Below are 15806 nucleotides of genomic sequence, written 5' to 3' on the forward strand. Positions count from 1 at the left end.
GCCGGTTTGTAATTTGGTTTCAATTATCCGTGAAACCAGTTACGCGCTGGTTACAGGCCGCCGCCTGTCGCTTTTGTAGGACACGTCCGACACCCCAAGCCGCCGTTGTCCGGTGGGGCGGCGGGCCAGCCGTCCCTACAGTGAACCCACGCGCGAAGGATGCCCTCCGGAACGCCGAAGCCATTCACGGAGGACCCCATGCACATGCCCGCCCCCGCCATCGTGGGTTACATCGCGACCCTGGTGATCGCCGTGTCGGCGGCAGCGGTCCATCCCTGGTTCGACGTCGAGGCCCATTTCGTGCGGGCCGTGGCGGGCATGAACACCGCCGTCTCGGCCCTGGCCACCACGCTCACGCCTTGAGCCTGGCGGCTCTCAGCGCCCGGCGCTGGCGAACACGTTGACCGCCGTGGCCAGCACGATCAGATTGAACGCGAACGACAGCAGGGCGTGCACCAGCGTGAGGTGCCGCATGCCGCGGCTGCGGATGCTCACGTCGGACACTTGCGAAGTCATGCCGATCACCGCGCTGTAATACAGCAGGTCGAGGTAGTCCGGGTCCTTGCCGTCGGGAAAGCCGAGCCCCCGGTCCGGCGTGCCTGCACTGCCCTGGCTGCGGTAATACACCCGCGCGTAGTGCAACGTGAACACGCCCTGGATCAGCAGCCACGCGCCGGCCAGCGACAAGGCCATGAGCCCGAGGCTGGACGCGCGCTGCCAGCCTTGCAGCGCCTGCGTGGCCTGCACGTTCATCGCCACCGCCACGAGGCTCGCGCAAGCCGCGGCGGTGACCAGCACGAACAGCATCGCGGCACCCGGGTCTTCGCGTTGCGCGCGTTGCTGGGTGGCGGTTGCGTCCAGGCGCGCGGCGAGGTGCCAGACCAGACCCACGTAGGTGGCGCAGTACACGATCCAGGCCATGAGCCAGGGGGCGGGGCCGGGGAGGGAGGCCCAGATGGCGCTGGCGGCGCCCACGAGCACCGCCGGCAGCAAGGCCACCGCCTGCCGCTCCCAGGCCGTGAGGTGGGTCAGCCGGTGCGGCAGCGGGTGGGTGGGCCGTGAGCGGGGCATGGGCCGGCGGGCAGGGCGGCGCGTTCAGGCCGGATCTGCGGCGGAGGTGTCCACGGTCTTCGCCGGCAGCTCGGCCTCGACCAGGGTGCCCTGGCGCGGCTCGCTGTGGACGTGCAGCTGGCCGCTGTGCGACTCCACCCGCACCCGCATGCCCAGCAGGCCGTGGTGGCCCGCCGGCACGCTGTCGATGTCGAATCCCTGGCCGTCGTCGCGCACCGAGACGCGCACCGTGCTGTCCTCCTGCGCCAGTCCCACCCACACGCGGTGGGCCCGTGCGTACTTCTGGACGTTGGTCAGGGACTCCTGCACCAGCCGGTACACGGTGAGTTCCGCGTCCTTGCCGAGTTCGACCGGCGAGAGGTGCATCTCCACCTCGATGCCCATGCGGCCGGCCGCGTCCTGGCAGAGCATTTCCAGCGCGGGGATCAGGCCCAGCTGGTCCAGCGAGGACGGCCGCAGGTGTTCGATGATGCGCCGCTTCACGGCAATGCCCTCGGTCAGGCGCTGTTCGATGCTGGCCAGGCGCTCCAGCGCCGGGGGCGGCAGGGCGGGCACGCGGCGCAGGCGCGCGATGTCGAGCTTCATCGCGGTGAGCAGGCCGCCCATCTCGTCGTGCAGTTCGCGCGCCACCCGCCCGCGCTCGTCTTCCCGGGCGTTGACGTGGTGGCCGGCCAGGTTGCGCAGCGCGGTGGTGCGCAAGGCCACCTGCGTGGCCAGCCGCTGGTGCTCCTCCGACAGGCGCCGGTCGTTGTCGCGCAACTGGCGCATGAACAGGATCAGCGCCACCCAGGCCACCAGCACCAGCAGGTGGATCGCCAGCCGGTTGATCATCATCGCGTCGTAGAGCGACACCCGCGCCGTCTTCTGGATCGCGGCGGCGCGTTCGAGCACGAATTCGAACTCCTGGCGCAGTTCGGCATAACGCAGGCGGCCCTGGTCGCTCACGGCGAGTGTCTGGGCATCCATGCGCCGGCCCTGCTCGGTCATGCTCACCCACTGGTTCAAGGTGGCCGTGCGCTCCTCGATCCGCTTGCGCACGTTCACCACCGACACGGTGCGCTTGGGGTCCAGCTCTTCCAGCCGCTTGAACGCGTCCTGCTGAACACCCTCCATCTCGTTGATGGCCTCGCGGTAGTTGCTCAGGTCGGCCTGCTGGGCGCTGAGCATGAAGGCGCGCACCGCGACCTCGGCGTCGGTGAGGGCCTGCAGGGTGCGGGCGGCCTGCTGGCGCGCATCGCTCAGCGTGATGCCCTGCATCAGCGTGGAACGCGAATGCTGGTAGCTGGCTTCGTTGACCACCAGCATGATCAGCGCCAGCGCCAGGATGATGGGCATCCCGAAGCGGTTGCGCGCCACACGTTCGATGGAGGACTTGATCATCATCCGGAGGTTGTAGCACGTGGGGCACCGGGCTGGGCCGGATCGCGCTGGCGCAACGGCAGGCGCGCCATGACGCGGGTGCCCGAGCCCGGCACCGAGTGCACGCTGAACTGCCCGCCGAGCGACTCGATGCGGTGGCGCAGGTTCCTCAGTCCACTGGCCGAGGTGGTGCCCTGGCGGTCGGCAAAGCCCAGTCCGTTGTCCTGCACCTCGACCACCGCGTGGATGCCTTCCTGGGCCAGGCGCAGCGAAACGATCGTGGCGCTGGCGTGCCGCTCCACATTGGACAGCGCGCCCTGCACCACCGCGAACAGCGCCTGTTCGGACGGCACGTCCAGCGTCACGGGCATGAAGGCGAGGTCGATGGTCACGCCCGTCTGCTGCTCGAACTCGGTGGCGCGGTGCTCGATCGCGGCCTGCAGGCCCAGGTTGTGCAGGGCCGATGGCATCAGCTCTTCCATCATGCGCCGCTTCATCCCGATGCCTTCATCCAGCGAGGAGCTCAGGTGCCGCAGTCGCTCGGTCACCTCCGGGTCGGTGGTGTGCAGCGAGTGGCGCAACCGCGTGAGGTCGAGCTTGGCGGTGGTGAGCAGGGCGCCCAGGTCGTCGTGCAGCGCGCGCGCCAGGCCGCTGCGCTCGCCGTCGCGCATCTCCTGCAGGCCCAGGTTGAGCTGCGCGAGCTCTTCCGTGCGCAGCCGCACCTGGCTCTCCAGCGAATCGCGCTCCGTCTGCAGGTGGCGGGCATGTTCGATCTGGCTGGTCTGCAGGGCGGCGTTCTTGCGCAGGAAGAACACGTAGGCCAGCAGGCTCAGCAGCGTCAGAACGTACACGCCGATGTGGCCCGCCGCCAGCGTGCGGTAGATGGCCGCGCGCTCGATGCCCAGCCGGCGCTCTTCCGTGACCATCAGCACGTCGGCCACCCGGCGCACCCCTTCCATCTTCTCGCGGCCGATGTCGGTGAGCATCAGCCCGTGCCAGGCGGCGTGGGAGCCGGCGTTGTACAGGGCGATGGTCTCGGTGACCTCCGAGGTTTTTTCGCGCGCGCGCTCCTGCAGGCTGTCCACCAGGCGCAGCAGATCGGGGTCGCTGCGGTAGTGCTCGCGCAAGCGGCTGATGGCATGCGCGATGTCGGTTTCGGCGGCCTGGTAGGGGTCGAGGTACTGCGGTCGGCCGGTGAGCAGGTAGCCGCGCTGGGCGGTTTCCATGTCCAGCAGGCGGCGCATCACGGTCTGGATGGCGTTGCGCGCGGTGTCCCGCGCGCCCAGGCTGGCCAGGGAGTCCAGGGCGCGCTGGTAGGTCCACTCCGCTCCGGCCAACACCCCCAGCGCCAGCAACACCGCCAGCGCGATGGCCAGCGGGGTTCGCCAGGGTGCGCGGCGCCCAGGGATGGGAGGGGGGAGGGCATTGGAGGGGCGGGCCGGACCTATTGAAGACCGCCGGGCGCGGTGGCCGAGCCGTCGGAAATGCGTTCGCAATAGGCGATCAAATCGTCCAGTTCACACGACTTGTCGAACACCCGGTCCGCCCCAGCAGCGCGCAGCGCTTGCGGATATCGGGTGTGGCGTAGTTGGTGAGCACCACCCGGCGCGCCGGCACATTCGACTCCTGGGCGGCTTTCAGCACACCCAGGCCCGAGCCGGTGACCAGGAAGATGTCGATGATCATGAGGTCGAACCGATCACCCTGTTGCAGCCAGTGCACGGCCGTCTCTTCGTCGCTGGCGTGACCGACCACTTCGACATTGGCCAGCTCTTCCAGCGTGGACACCAGGTTCTCATAGATGACCTTGTTGTCCTCGACGATGTAGGTTCTGAGCGGCGACATGGGGCAGGCGGGCGTGAGCGTTCCAAGGATATCCGGTGCGGGCGAATGGCATCCAGGATGCCTTCACGCACAAGCGCGGCCATCTTGCCGCGCCTGTGCGCTCCCGCGCCTTCACGGCCGCTGATTTTCGTGTAGGCGGAGTCCTACACGCGGCGGCCGTCGCTCGCGGTCAGCGGACCGCGATGTCGTTCTTGACGGATTTCACCCCGTTGACTTCACGCGCCAGGCGCTCGGCCGCGCTCTTTTCACCGGCGGACTTGGCAAAGCCCGAGAGCTGCACCGTGCCGTTGAGGGTTTCCACATGGATGGAGGTGGCGGCCACAACCGGATCCTTGGCGTAGGCGGCCTTCACCCGGGTGGTGATGGTGGCGTCGTCGACGTAGGCGCCGACGGTCTGTTGATCGCGGGCCACGGCACAGCCGGTGATCTGAACGACGGCGGTGGCAGCGGCAATGGCCAGCAGGGTGTGTGACAGTTTCATGGGATTCTCCTCGAGGTTGGGTTCTTGGAGCGACCGGCGAGCCCCTGTGGACGGGGCCCGCCGGTGGCGGTGGTGGTCATTTGAAATTCAGAGAGAGAGAGATGGGCCTGGGGCTGGTCAGCCCTTGGCCTCGACGGTCAGGCGGTTTTCCACCTTCACCACGCCTTCGACGGCAGCGGCCAGGACGGTCGCGCGATCTCGGGCAGCGGGGTCGGGTGCGGTGCCCTTGAGTTCCACGTGGCCATTGGTGGTGTCCACGTCGATCTTGAGCGCACTCAGTTGCGAGTCGCCGGCCAGGGCGGCATTCACCTTGGCGGTGATGGCCACGTCGGCGGCGCCCATGGCGATCTTGTCGGCGGCTTCGTTGCCGGCGGCCTTCACGTCCTGAGCGGCGTTGTTGGCATCGGCGCGCAGTTCAGCGCCCGCTGCCTGGGTTTGCTCCACCGTGCTGTCCATGCGCTGGCCCACGGTTTCGTCTTCCTTCTGGCCACAGGCCACGATCAGGCTGGTGGCCATGGCGGCGGCCGCGAGGGCCGCGAGTCGGGTGTTGCGTTTCATGATGTTGTCCTTTCAGATCGCCGGTCAGGCCGACGAAGGTGAATGAAGCAAATTCGCAGGTCAGTGCGGCTTGCGGTCGTTGGGGTTTTCGAACCAGTCGTCGCTGACGCGGCGTTCCCAGTCCGCCACCTGGCGTTCGGCCTCGTCCTTGGCCACGCCGTAGCGCTCCTGGATCTTGCCGGTGAGCTGTTCACGGCGGCCGGCCACGACGTCGAAATCGTCGTCGGTGAGCTTGCCCCACTGCTCGACCATCTTTCCCTTGACTTGTTTCCAGTTGCCTTCGATGCGATCCCAGTTCATGGCGACTCCTTGTGGTTGGGTTGCAGGTACCGGTCAGAAGACCGTGGAGTCACTGTAGGAAATCCGCCGGTTGCCGGATGTCGGGCGGCGGGCCGAGCCTGTGTAGGACATGGCCGATGCGCGGGGCGGGGTTGTAGGAGCCGTCTGACTGCCCCCGGGGAGCCGGCCTGTTAAATTGCTTGCGGCCCCTACAGAAGAGAGCATCAAGGACACCATGATCAAAGTCGGAATCGTTGACGACCACGCCATCGTGCGGTCGGGCCTGCGCCAGTTCCTGAGCGAACACGTGGACCTGAAAGTGACGGGCGAGGCCAACAACGGCCGTGAGGCCCTCGAACTCGTGCGCGGGGGCGAGGTGGACGTGCTGTTGATGGACATCTCCATGCCCGACCACAGCGGTGTGGACGCGCTGCAGGCCATCAAGGCGCGTTTTCCCGATCTGCCAGTGCTCATCCTCAGCGGCTTTCCCGAGGCCCAGTACGCGACCACGCTGCTGCGCTACGGCGCCAGCGGCTACCTGAACAAGGACTGCGCGCCCGACGACATCGTCACCGCCATCCGCACGGTGGCGCGCGGCCGGCGCTACATCAGCCCGGCCGTGGCCGAGCTGCTGGCCGACAACGCAGCAGGCGATGCCGAGCGCCCGCCGCACGAGCTGCTGTCCGAGCGCGAGCTGCAGGTGTTTCTGCGCCTGGCCAAGGGCGAGACCATCGGCAACATGGCCGAGTCCATGTTCCTGAGCATCAAGACCGTCAGCACCTACCGAACGCGCGTGCTCGAAAAGCTCAAGCTCACGAGCAACAGCGACCTCACCTACTACGCGCTGAAGAACGGCCTGATCCAGTAGGCGGCGTGCGCGCGAAGTGTCGGTGCCGTCCTACGAGACAACGGCGCTCGGGCTTGCAGCTTTCGAGCACCGGTGTCCCTACAGTGAAGGCATCACAACGGTGGTCGTTGTGAACCCACCAAAAGGCCGGACCACCGGCCTCACACAGGAGCCCACCATGCTGCACTACGCCGTGGTTTTCTTTGTCATCGCCCTGATTGCCGCTGTGCTGGGCTTCGGCGGCATCGCCGCCAGCGCGGCCGGCATCGCCAAGCTGCTTTTCGTGGTCTTCCTGGTCATGGCCCTGGTCTCGATCGTGGTCGGCCTGATCCGCAAGCGCTGACGAGCCATTCCGCTCGCTTCACCGCCATGAGGGCCCGACCGGCGTCTGCCGGTCGGGCCCTCGTTTTTTGGCGTCAGCGTTCGCTGCTCACCCGCCAGACCACATTGCCCGCGTCGTCGGCCACGAGCAAGCCGCCGCGCCGGTCGATCGCCACGCCCACCGGCCGGCCCTGGGCCTTGCCATCCGCATTCAGGAAGCCGGTCAGCACATCGACCGGCATGCCGGCGGGCCGGCCCGCCTGGAAGGGCACGAAGATCACCTTGTAGCCGCTGTGCGGCTGGCGGTTCCACGAGCCGTGCTGGCCGATGAACATGCCCTCGCTCACGAACGGCGCGGGCAAGGCGCTGCCACGGGACGAGGCCAGGCCGAGCGACGCGGTGTGCGGGCCCAGCGCGTAGTCGGGTGTGATCGCCGTGGCCACCAGCGCGGGTTGCGCCGGCTGCACGCGCGCGTCCACGTGCTGGCCATGGTAGCTGTAGGGCCAGCCGTAGAAGCCGCCGTCGCGCACCGAGGTGAGGTAGTCGGGCACCAGGTCGCTGCCGAGCTCGTCGCGCTCGTTCACCACCGTCCACAACGTGCGGCCCGAGGCGTCCCAGGCCATGCCCACGGGGTTGCGCAGGCCGGTGGCGAAGAGGCGGTGCGCGCCCGTGGCCACATCCACCTGCCAGATCGCGGCGCGGCCTTCTTCGGCGGCCATGCCGCGCTCGCCCACGTTGCTGTTGGAGCCCACGCTCACGTAGAGCCGCTGCCCGTCGGGGCTGGCGATCAGGCCCTTGGTCCAGTGGTGGTTGACGCCGGCCGGCAGGGCCACCAGCGGGGTGCCGGGCGCACCGATGGTGGTGTCGCCCGTGCGGTACGGAAAGCCGAGCACCGCGTCGGCGTTCGCCACGAACAGGCGCTCGCCCACCAGCGCCATGCCGAACGGTGAGTGCAGGCCGCTGAGCAGCACCGAGCGGAACTCGGCCACGCCGTCGCCGTCGGCATCGCGCAGCAAGGTGATGCGGTTCGCGCTGGGCACGGCCGCGCCCGCGCGCTTCATGAACAGGCCGGTGACCCAGGCCTTGAAACCACCCCCGCTGCCTTCCGGCTTGGGGGGCGCGGCGGACTCGGCCACCAGCACGTCGCCGTTGGGCAGCACCAGCAGCCAGCGCGGGTGCGCCAGGTCGCGCGCGAAGGCCGTCACGCGCGTGCCCGGCGCGGGGGTGGGCGCCGCCGCGTCACTGGGCCAGCCGACGACGGGCGCCACGTTCACCGTGGGGATCAGGGTCTTGTTCGGTGCCGGCAGGACCGGGTTCGGGCCCGTGCCCTCGGCCACACTGTGGCGGGCCGATTCGGCGCAGGCGCCGAGCGCCAGCAGCGCGGTCAGGCCCACGGCGGTGCGGGCGCGCCAGTTCGGCGAAGGAAGCAGCTGGGGCTGGGGCATGGGGTTCTTCGTGGCGGGTGGGCTTCCACGGTAGGACCTGTGCCCGGGCCGGTCTGTTCGCCAGCGCACGCGCCGTGCTCAGCGCGCGCGGGCGTCCTCCCGCCAGAGCGGGCGCAAGGCCCACAGCCCCAGCGCGGGCCCGACCGCCAGCCAGGGCAGCAGCGGGCCCAGCGGCACGTGTTCGGCCAGGGACACGAACAGCAGGATGCTCGCGATGGAGATCGCGAAGCCGATGCTGTTGGTGAGCGTGAGCACGCTGCCCACGGCCTGTGGTGGTGCATTGCGAGCGGTCAGCGTGGAGAACTGCGGCGAGTCGCCCGAAACGGTGATGCCCCAGAGCAGCAGCCAGCCGATGAACAGCGGGGTCGGCGCGCCCAGGGCCCAGGGCGCGGCGAGGCAGCAGGCGCCGCTGAGCGCGAGTTGCGTGCCCGCCACCCGCGCGCTGCCCCAGCGCGGCGCGAGCCAGCCCCCGCCCGCGCAGCCGATGGCGCCCGCGCCCAGCACGAGGAATGCGGTCCAGGAAAGCCCCGTGCCCTCGAAGCGCGTGGCCAGCACCAGCGGCACCATCACCCACATGGTGTAGAGCTCCCACATGTGGCCGAAGTAACCGAGCACCGAACTGCGCACGCGCGCATCCGTCCACAGCGTGGCCAGGGCGCGCCATTGCAGCGTGGTCACGCGCTGGGCCGCGCCGGGCGGGTCGCTGGTGCCGAAGAACAGCAGCAGGCCGCCCGCGGCGGCCAGCGCCGCCACACCCAGCATGAGCGTGGGCCAGGGCAGGGCGCCGCTGAGCGCGCGCAACGCGTGCGCGCTGGCCGAGCCCAGCACCAGCGCCCCGATGAGCAGGCCCAGCGCACCGCCCAGGCCGCGCGTGTACCACTGCGCCGCGATCTTCATGCCCACCGGGTAGATCCCGGCCAGGAAAAAACCGGTGGCGAAGCGCCAGGCCAGCAAGGCGGTGTGGTCGCGAACCATCCACCAGGCCCCCACGGTGCAGGCCGCACCGGCCAGCGAGCACACCAGGAACACGAGGCGCGGCGCGAACCGATCGGCGATGGCCAGCAGCGCGAACACCAGCGTGCCGGCGATGAAGCCGAACTGCAGCGCCGAGGTGAGCGTGCCCACCGCGCTGGTGGGCCAGCCCAGCTCGCGCTGCAGGTCGGGCATGACGGCGTTGACCGCGAACCAGAGCGAGGTGCCCAGGAACTGGGCCAGCACCAGCACGGGCAGGATGTGGCGGGGCACGGAGGCGTTCATGCCGGCCTCAGCGCCGCAGCTGTGTGAAGGCCTCGAACTCCCAGCTGCGCATGGCCAGCACCAGCGTGTAGCCCTCGCGGTCCTTCTCGCTGAGCTTCTGGTCGGTCTGGTGCTGCTGCGCGAAGTCCTGCGCGACGCGCTGCAGGCGCTCCAGGAAGGCCGGCGCCAGCGTGCGGCTGACCGAGCCGTGCACCAGCATCACGCCTTCGCCGCTGCCGTCGAAGCCGCCGGCGAAATAGTCCAGCAGCGCGTGCTCGCGGAAGTAGTTCATCAACGGGCCGTGCGGGCGCCAGCGGAAGGTCTTGGCCAGCTTGAGGCGGTAGCGGTTGAGCGGGCGCAGCTCGATGATGCCGATGCGGTCGAGCTGCGCCAGGTACTTCACGCACTCTGCCTCGCTCAGCCGGTACTGCGCGGTCATCTGCTCCAGCGTCCACTGGCTGAGCACGCAGATGGCGACGAGCAGCAGCTTCTTGTCGGCCACCACCGCGCGCTCCTGCTCCTGCGACATCTCGCGCAGCAGGGGCTGGGTGTCGGCCACGCGCCGCGACAGCTCCGCGAAATCCAGCTTCAGGGCGCGGCAGATCTCGTCCACGCGCGAGAGAGACATGTCGCCGCCGGCCAGCATGCGCTTGACGCTGGACTCCGCCATGCCGATGGCCTGCGCCAGGTCGGCGTAGGTCATCTGCGCGGCCTTCAGTTCCTTCTTGAGCGCGAGAACGAGGTCGGCGGTGGTGCTCATGGGGTGTCCGGTATCGAGATGCGGTACTTGAGGTTGGGTCTGGATCGACTGTATCGGAAGACGATGCCCGATGGGGTGGGGAGCATGACACTGCGCCGTGCGGCAGAATCCGCCGCACAAGCCCAACAGGAGGAGATGCACATGAGCCCATCCACCGCCACGTCCGCCGTGGCCCATCCGTCTCACGCCCCGGCCCACGAAGGCGGCCAGTTCGCGCTGCTGGGCCAGCGCCGCTTTGCGCCGTTTTTCTGGACCCAGTTCCTCGGCGCGGCGAACGACAACCTGTTCAAGTTCGCCTTCACCGTGCTGGTGACCTACCAGCTGCAGGTGGCCTGGCTGCCGCCCACCCTGGCCGGGCTGGTGATCGGCGCCCTGTTCATCCTGCCTTTCCTGCTGTTCTCGGCCACCAGCGGCCAGCTCGCCGACAAATACGACAAGAAGACGCTGATCGTCTTCGTGAAACGGCTGGAGGTGCTCATCATGGCCCTGGCCGCGTGGGCCTTCTTCAGCACGAACATCGTGCTGCTGCTGGCCTGCACCTTCCTCATGGGTCTGCATTCCACGCTGTTCGGCCCGGTGAAGTTCGCCTACCTGCCACACCACCTGGGCGAGCGCGAGCTCACCGGCGGCAACGGCATGGTGGAGATGGGCACCTTCGTGGCCATCCTGTTGGGCAACCTGGCCGGCGGCCTGATCATCGCCGTGCCCGAGATCGGCGCGCACCACGTCGGCTTCAGCTGCGTGGCCCTGGCCATCCTCGGCCGCGTCACGTCGCACTACGTGCCCGCCACGCCCGCCACCGACCCGGGGCTGAAGATCAACTGGAACCCCTTCACCGAGACCTGGCGCAACCTGAAACTCGCGCACGCCAACACGGTGGTGTTCCGCTCGGTGCTGGGCATCAGCTGGATGTGGTTCTTCGGCGCGGTCTTCCTGAGCCAGTTCCCCAGCTTCGCCAAGGAGGTGCTGCACGGCAACGAGCAGGTGGCCTCGCTGCTGCTCATCGTGTTCTCGGTCGGCATCGGCACCGGCTCGCTGCTGTGCGAGGTGCTCTCGCGCCGGCACGTGGAAATCGGCCTCGTGCCGCTGGGCGCCATCGGCATGAGCGTGTTCGCCATCGACCTGTACTTCGCCTCGCGCGGCCTGCCGCCGGTGGCCAGCCAGGGCGTGGCGGAGTTCATGGCGGTGCCGGGCCACTGGCGTGTGCTGGCCGACCTGACCCTGCTCAGCCTGTTCGCCGGCCTGTACAGCGTGCCCATGTACGCGCTGATCCAGATGCGCAGCCAGCCCACGCACCGCGCGCGCATCATCGCGGCCAACAACATCCTCAACGCGCTGTTCATGATCGCCAGCGCGCTCATCGCAGGGGCGCTGCTCGGCGCGGGCTTCACGATCCCGCAGATGTTCCTGCTGGTGGGCCTGGCCAACGCGGTGGTGGCGTTCTACATCTTCATGCTGGTGCCCGAGTACCTGCTGCGCTTCGTGGCCTGGGTGGCCTCGCGCTGCGTGTACCGCTTCAAGGTCACGGGCGACATGCACATCCCCACCGACGGCGCGGCCGTGATCGTTTGCAACCACGTGAGCTTTGTCGACGCGGTGCTGCTCATGGCCGCGAGCCCGCGCCCGATCCGCTTCCTGATGGACCACCGCATCTTCCGCGTGCCGGTGCTGGGCGCGCTGTTCCGGCTGGCCAAGGCGATTCCGATCGCGCCGCAGAAGGAAGACGCGGCGGCCTACGAGGCCGCGTTCGACGCCGCCGCCGCCGTGCTGCGCGAGGGCGAGCTGCTGGCCATCTTCCCCGAAGGCGGCATCACGGCCGACGGTCAGCTGCAGCCCTTCAAGGGTGGCGTGATGAAGATCCTCGAACGTGCCGAGGCCGATGGCCTGCAGGTGCCGGTGATCCCGATGGCGCTGACCAACCTCTGGGGCTCCTTCTTCAGCCGGGTCGAGGTGCGCCACGGCGAGAAGACCGCCATGGTGCGCCCGTTCCGGCGCGGCCTGTTCAACCGCGTCGGGCTGAACGTGGGCGAACCGATGCCGTCCTCGGCCGTGACGCCCGAGGCCTTGCAGGCGCGCGTCGCCCAGCTGCTGCGCTGATGGGTTGATCAGGTATCGAAATTCGATACCTGATCAGCCGTTTTTCGATACAGGTCGAGTTTCCCGGGTCTTTCGAGGCGCGCCAGCGGCACCATCGCGGCTCCTCAACAACCCCAAGGGTTTTCACATGGCCTCGAACCGTTCTTCCCTCATCGTGATGCGCGACACCCGTGCCTGGCAGCTCCAGGTGTGGGTGTCGTTCGGTGTCGCCGTCTTCCTGTGCGCCACCGGCCTGGCCTGGCTGCCGGGGCAGTCGCTGGACCGCGCGTTCATGGTGATGGGCTACGTGTTCTGTCTCTCGACCGTGTTCGTGCTGTCCAAGGCGGTGCGCGATGGCCAGAAGGCCACGCTCAGTGGCGAGGCCGAAACGCCGATGTGGCGCATCGTGGTCTGGGGCGGTTTTGCCGTCGCCATGGGCCTGACCGGCTGGGGCCTGATGCGCATGGAGATCAACGACACCTACCGCGCCTACCTGGGCGTGAGCTGGCTCTACCTCGTCACCTCGGCGTTCACGCTGGCCAAGACCCTGCGCGACCGCCACGAGGCCGACCTGAGCGAGGCCCAGATTCGCGGCCGTCAGCAGGCGATGCAGGAACGCGCCGCCGGCACCGCCGAATGAACCGACCCACCCCTTCTTTTCTTTTCCAGCCGGAGTCTTCCATGAACACGTTCAAACTGAAATCGATGTCGCTGCTCGCCAGCGTCTGCCTGGCCTTGTCCCTGGCCAGCGCCCCGGCGCGGGCGCAGAGCGAGGCCTCGGCCGCGCTGTCCCTGCTGCCGGTGGCCTCCGTGGTCGTCACCGCCTCGGCGGGCGCGGCGGCCGTCAGCGTGCTGCCGGTGGCGTTCTCCACCGTCGGCGCGGTGCTGGTGGTGAAGACGGTGGAGAGCACCGCGCGCGGCACGGTCTATGTGCTGGAACGCGCCTCCGACGGCGCCCGCGCCAGCGTGGAGGTCGCTGGGCGTGCGGCCTCGGGTGTGGTGGTCGGCGTGGGCACCGTGGTGGCGGTCAGCGTGATCGGCACCGGTGTGCTGCTCTCGGCGGCCGGCGAGGTGCTGGCCTTCATCCCCAACGAGCTGGGCCGCGCCCTGCTGCACAACGAACGGGTGACGCAATGAAGGCCGCGCTGCGTTTCGCTTGCGGATGCGCTGCCGCGTTGATGTTCACGGCGGTGGCCCACGCCGGCCGCTCCTGCGACCAGAAACCGCTCACCGCGCACACCATCGAGCAGGGCATGGCGCTGGCGCAGCGCACCGCGCAGGCGCTGGACGCCGAGCACGCCCGCAGCGGCGCGCGCGTGGTGGTGCTGGCCCGCGCCGGGCAGGACCTGAGCAAGTACCAATTGCGCTACTCGCACCTGGGTTGGGCCTACAAGACGGCGCAAGGGCCGTGGCGCGTGCTGCACAAGCTCAACCAGTGCGGCACCGCCACCGGCGACCTGTACCGCCAGGGCCTGGGCGAGTTCTTCCTGGACGACCTGTGGCGCCAGGAAGCCGCCTGGGTGGTGCCGGCGCCCGCCCTGCAGGCGCCGCTGTTCGAGCTGTTGAACGACCCCCGGCGTTCCGTGGCCCTGCACGCGCGGCCCTACAACCTGGTGAGCTACGCCTGGGGCCAGCGTTACCAGCAGTCCAACCAGTGGGCGATCGAAACCCTGGCGATGGCGGCCGAAAGCGGTGTCGGCACGCGCGAACAGGCCCAGGCCTGGCTGCGTTTCAAGGGCTACCAGCCGACCACGCTCAAGCTGGGCGCGTTCACGCGGCTCGGCGCGCGCGCCGGCACGGCCAACGTGGCCTTCGACGACCACCCGAACGAGAAGCGGTTTGCCGACCGCATCGAGACCGTGACGGTGGATTCGGTGTTCGAATGGCTGGCGCGCAGCGGCATGGCGTCCGCGCCGCAGGCGCTGGCTTTGTGAAACGATGCGGCTTTCTGGAGGACTGAACATGGGCAAGGCATTGCGTTGGTCGGAGAAGTGGTTCCACCGAGGCCTCTGGCTGGTGGCCTTCGTGTTCGCGTGGTTCCTGGTGGGGCTGGGCAGCACCATCGTGGGCGACCTGCCGCAGGTCGAGCAGCAGCGCACGCTCGACGACTTTCTGGACCCGCAGCGCGCCCCGCAGGTTCGGCAGGTCATCGAGACCGCGCAACGCAGGGCGCGCGAGGCCCAGGACGCGCTCGATCAGGCGCAGCTTCAGCACCAGGCCGCGCAGGCCAACCACCGCGCGGCGCGCGACACCTTCGGCAACTGGTTGAATACCCGCCAGGCCACACAACGGCCCGAGCAGGACCCGGAACTCATCGAGCGCACGCGCCAGCTCGACGGTTACCGCCAGGCCGAGCGCGAGGCGCTCGCGGCGGTGGAGTCACAACGTCAGGCAGCGCTTGACGCGCGGCAGGTGCAGCAGCGCGCCCAGGATGAACTGCAGCAGATGCAGGAAGACGCGCGCCAGTCCTACGAATCGGCCCAGCGCGCGCAGGAGCTGCGCGTGTTCCTCTACCGGCTGGCGCTCACGCTGCCCCTGCTGGTGGTGGCGGGCTGGCTGTTCGCGAAGCAGCGCAAGAGCACCTGGTGGCCCTTCGTCTGGGGCTTCATCTTCTTCGCGCTGTTCGCGTTCTTCGTCGAGCTCGTGCCCTACCTGCCGAGCTACGGCGGTTATGTGCGCTACATCGTGGGCATCGTGCTCACGGTGATTGGGGGGCGCTACGCGATTCAGGCGCTGCAGCGTTACCTCGAGCGCCAGCAGCAGGCCGAGGCGCTGCCCGATCGGCAGCGCCGCCAGGAGTTGGACTACGACCTCGCGCAGACCCGCCTGGCCAAGGGCGTGTGCCCGGGCTGCGAGCGCGCGGTGGACCTGAAGGACCCGAAGAACGACTTCTGCCCGCACTGTGGCATGGGCCTGCACAACCACTGCACGGCCTGCCAGGCGCGCAAGAGCGCGTTCGCGCGGTACTGCTACTCGTGTGGTGAACCGGCGGCGAAGGTCGAGGCGCCGGTGGTGGGTGCGCCCGGGGCTTAGCGCACCGTGGGGATTTCGTCGTCGAGGGGCGTTTCGGTCTTGAACTGGGCCGCGTCGCGGATGTTCTTCTGCACCGTGACCGAACCGAACAGCGAGAGCAGGAAGGCCATGGCGTAGAAGCCCTTTTCGCTGTTGGCCAGCGTGGCGTTCCACAGGCCCACGGTCAGCAGCAGCACGGCCAGGCCCAGCGACAGCCAGCACAGGCCGTAGTAGATGCCGGTCACGGGAATGCCTTCGAGCCGGTCGCGCACGGACTTCTGCAGCGAGACGGCCGAGAACAGCCCGTACATCAGCAGCGTGAAGTAGTAGCCCTTCTCGTTGAGTTGCATCTGGGCGTTCCAGAGGCCCGAGAGGTACGTGATGGCGCCGACCAGCATGGCGGCCCAGGCGGCCGCCACGAAGGCGCCCGTGGGCTTCTGGATGTGTTGTTTGGGCATGGGAATCCTCCTCCTTGGTTTTGGATTCGCCACTGTAGTGGATTCGGCGCCCCGGGCG

At 68.8% G+C, this 15806-nt stretch carries 19 protein-coding genes; 8 read left to right on the top strand and 11 right to left on the bottom strand.

Annotated features, from left to right (window positions below; all coding sequences use genetic code 11):
- Positions 1–198: 198 nt before the first annotated feature.
- The gene (locus tag ABSY19_RS16770; protein ID WP_382153651.1) at positions 199–363 is read left to right on the top strand and encodes a hypothetical protein; all 165 of its coding nucleotides are present in this window, start codon (positions 199–201) and stop codon (positions 361–363) included.
- A 12-nt stretch (positions 364–375) separates the two neighbouring features.
- Here the strand turns inward: ABSY19_RS16770 and ABSY19_RS16775 are convergent, their stop codons facing one another.
- The 7 genes from ABSY19_RS16775 to ABSY19_RS16805 all read right to left on the bottom strand — a co-directional run bounded on the left by ABSY19_RS16775 (position 376) and on the right by ABSY19_RS16805 (position 5614).
- Positions 376–1071, bottom strand: coding sequence for a DUF1345 domain-containing protein (locus tag ABSY19_RS16775; RefSeq protein ID WP_382153653.1), 696 nt, complete (start codon positions 1069–1071; stop codon positions 376–378).
- Between the two features lie 24 nt (positions 1072–1095).
- Entirely contained in the window at positions 1096–2454 is a 1359-nt protein-coding gene (locus tag ABSY19_RS16780; RefSeq protein WP_382153656.1) for an ATP-binding protein, read from the bottom strand.
- Positions 2451–3770 (bottom strand): CHASE3 domain-containing protein, encoded by a 1320-nt coding sequence (locus tag ABSY19_RS16785; protein ID WP_382153659.1) that lies wholly within the window; start codon positions 3768–3770, stop codon positions 2451–2453. Before ABSY19_RS16785 ends, ABSY19_RS16780 begins: the two co-directional genes overlap by 4 nt.
- A gap of 163 nt (positions 3771–3933) precedes the next feature.
- Positions 3934–4275 (bottom strand): response regulator transcription factor, encoded by a 342-nt coding sequence (locus ABSY19_RS16790; RefSeq protein WP_382153662.1) that lies wholly within the window; start codon positions 4273–4275, stop codon positions 3934–3936.
- Between the two features lie 169 nt (positions 4276–4444).
- Positions 4445–4756 carry a BON domain-containing protein gene (locus ABSY19_RS16795; RefSeq protein ID WP_382153665.1) on the bottom strand — a complete coding sequence of 104 codons (312 nt, stop codon included), beginning with the start codon at positions 4754–4756 and terminating at the stop codon, positions 4445–4447.
- Between the two features lie 117 nt (positions 4757–4873).
- Entirely contained in the window at positions 4874–5314 is a 441-nt protein-coding gene (locus ABSY19_RS16800; RefSeq protein WP_382153667.1) for a BON domain-containing protein, read from the bottom strand.
- 60 nt (positions 5315–5374) lie between these two features.
- Positions 5375–5614: a CsbD family protein gene (locus tag ABSY19_RS16805; RefSeq protein ID WP_382153670.1), complete on the bottom strand. Its 240-nt coding sequence runs from the start codon at positions 5612–5614 to the stop codon at positions 5375–5377.
- 214 nt (positions 5615–5828) lie between these two features.
- On the opposite strand from ABSY19_RS16805, the gene ABSY19_RS16810 reads away from it, so the two are divergent.
- Together ABSY19_RS16810 and ABSY19_RS16815 are read left to right on the top strand one after the other, a co-directional pair.
- Positions 5829–6461, top strand: coding sequence for a response regulator transcription factor (locus tag ABSY19_RS16810; protein WP_291111933.1), 633 nt, complete (start codon positions 5829–5831; stop codon positions 6459–6461).
- Between the two features lie 157 nt (positions 6462–6618).
- Positions 6619–6783 carry a DUF1328 domain-containing protein gene (locus ABSY19_RS16815; protein ID WP_382153673.1) on the top strand — a complete coding sequence of 55 codons (165 nt, stop codon included), beginning with the start codon at positions 6619–6621 and terminating at the stop codon, positions 6781–6783.
- 73 nt (positions 6784–6856) lie between these two features.
- On the opposite strand, the gene ABSY19_RS16820 is transcribed toward ABSY19_RS16815, so the two are convergent.
- From ABSY19_RS16820 to ABSY19_RS16830, 3 genes are all read right to left on the bottom strand, one after another.
- Positions 6857–8206, bottom strand: a complete 1350-nt coding sequence (locus ABSY19_RS16820; protein ID WP_382153676.1) for a PQQ-dependent sugar dehydrogenase — start codon at positions 8204–8206, stop codon at positions 6857–6859.
- Positions 8207–8284: 78 nt separating this feature from the next.
- Positions 8285–9463, bottom strand: a complete 1179-nt coding sequence (locus tag ABSY19_RS16825) for a nitrate/nitrite transporter (RefSeq protein ID WP_382153679.1) — start codon at positions 9461–9463, stop codon at positions 8285–8287.
- Between the two features lie 7 nt (positions 9464–9470).
- Positions 9471–10202: a helix-turn-helix domain-containing protein gene (locus tag ABSY19_RS16830; protein WP_382153681.1), complete on the bottom strand. Its 732-nt coding sequence runs from the start codon at positions 10200–10202 to the stop codon at positions 9471–9473.
- Between the two features lie 141 nt (positions 10203–10343).
- On the opposite strand from ABSY19_RS16830, the gene ABSY19_RS16835 reads away from it, so the two are divergent.
- From ABSY19_RS16835 to ABSY19_RS16855, 5 genes are all read left to right on the top strand, one after another.
- A complete protein-coding gene (locus tag ABSY19_RS16835; protein WP_382153683.1) occupies positions 10344–12299 on the top strand; it encodes an MFS transporter in 1956 nt (651 codons plus the stop codon).
- Between the two features lie 127 nt (positions 12300–12426).
- On the top strand, positions 12427–12918 hold the full coding sequence (locus tag ABSY19_RS16840; RefSeq protein WP_382153685.1) for a YiaA/YiaB family inner membrane protein: 492 nt from the start codon (positions 12427–12429) through the stop codon (positions 12916–12918).
- Positions 12919–12959: 41 nt separating this feature from the next.
- Positions 12960–13415: a hypothetical protein gene (locus ABSY19_RS16845; RefSeq protein WP_382153688.1), complete on the top strand. Its 456-nt coding sequence runs from the start codon at positions 12960–12962 to the stop codon at positions 13413–13415.
- Positions 13412–14212 carry a DUF2145 domain-containing protein gene (locus ABSY19_RS16850; RefSeq protein WP_382153690.1) on the top strand — a complete coding sequence of 267 codons (801 nt, stop codon included), beginning with the start codon at positions 13412–13414 and terminating at the stop codon, positions 14210–14212. The genes ABSY19_RS16845 and ABSY19_RS16850 overlap by 4 nt, the downstream gene beginning before the upstream one ends.
- Before the next feature lie 28 nt (positions 14213–14240).
- Entirely contained in the window at positions 14241–15311 is a 1071-nt protein-coding gene (locus ABSY19_RS16855) for a serine endopeptidase (protein ID WP_382153692.1), read from the top strand.
- On the opposite strand, the gene yiaA is transcribed toward ABSY19_RS16855, so the two are convergent.
- Positions 15308–15748 (bottom strand): inner membrane protein YiaA, encoded by a 441-nt coding sequence (gene yiaA, locus ABSY19_RS16860; protein ID WP_382153694.1) that lies wholly within the window; start codon positions 15746–15748, stop codon positions 15308–15310. The two genes, ABSY19_RS16855 and yiaA, sit on opposite strands and share 4 nt — an antisense overlap.
- Positions 15749–15806: the final 58 nt, after the last annotated feature.

The sequence above is a fragment of the Hydrogenophaga sp. ANAO-22 genome, assembly GCF_042466645.1.
Lineage (GTDB): Bacteria > Pseudomonadota > Gammaproteobacteria > Burkholderiales > Burkholderiaceae_C > Hydrogenophaga.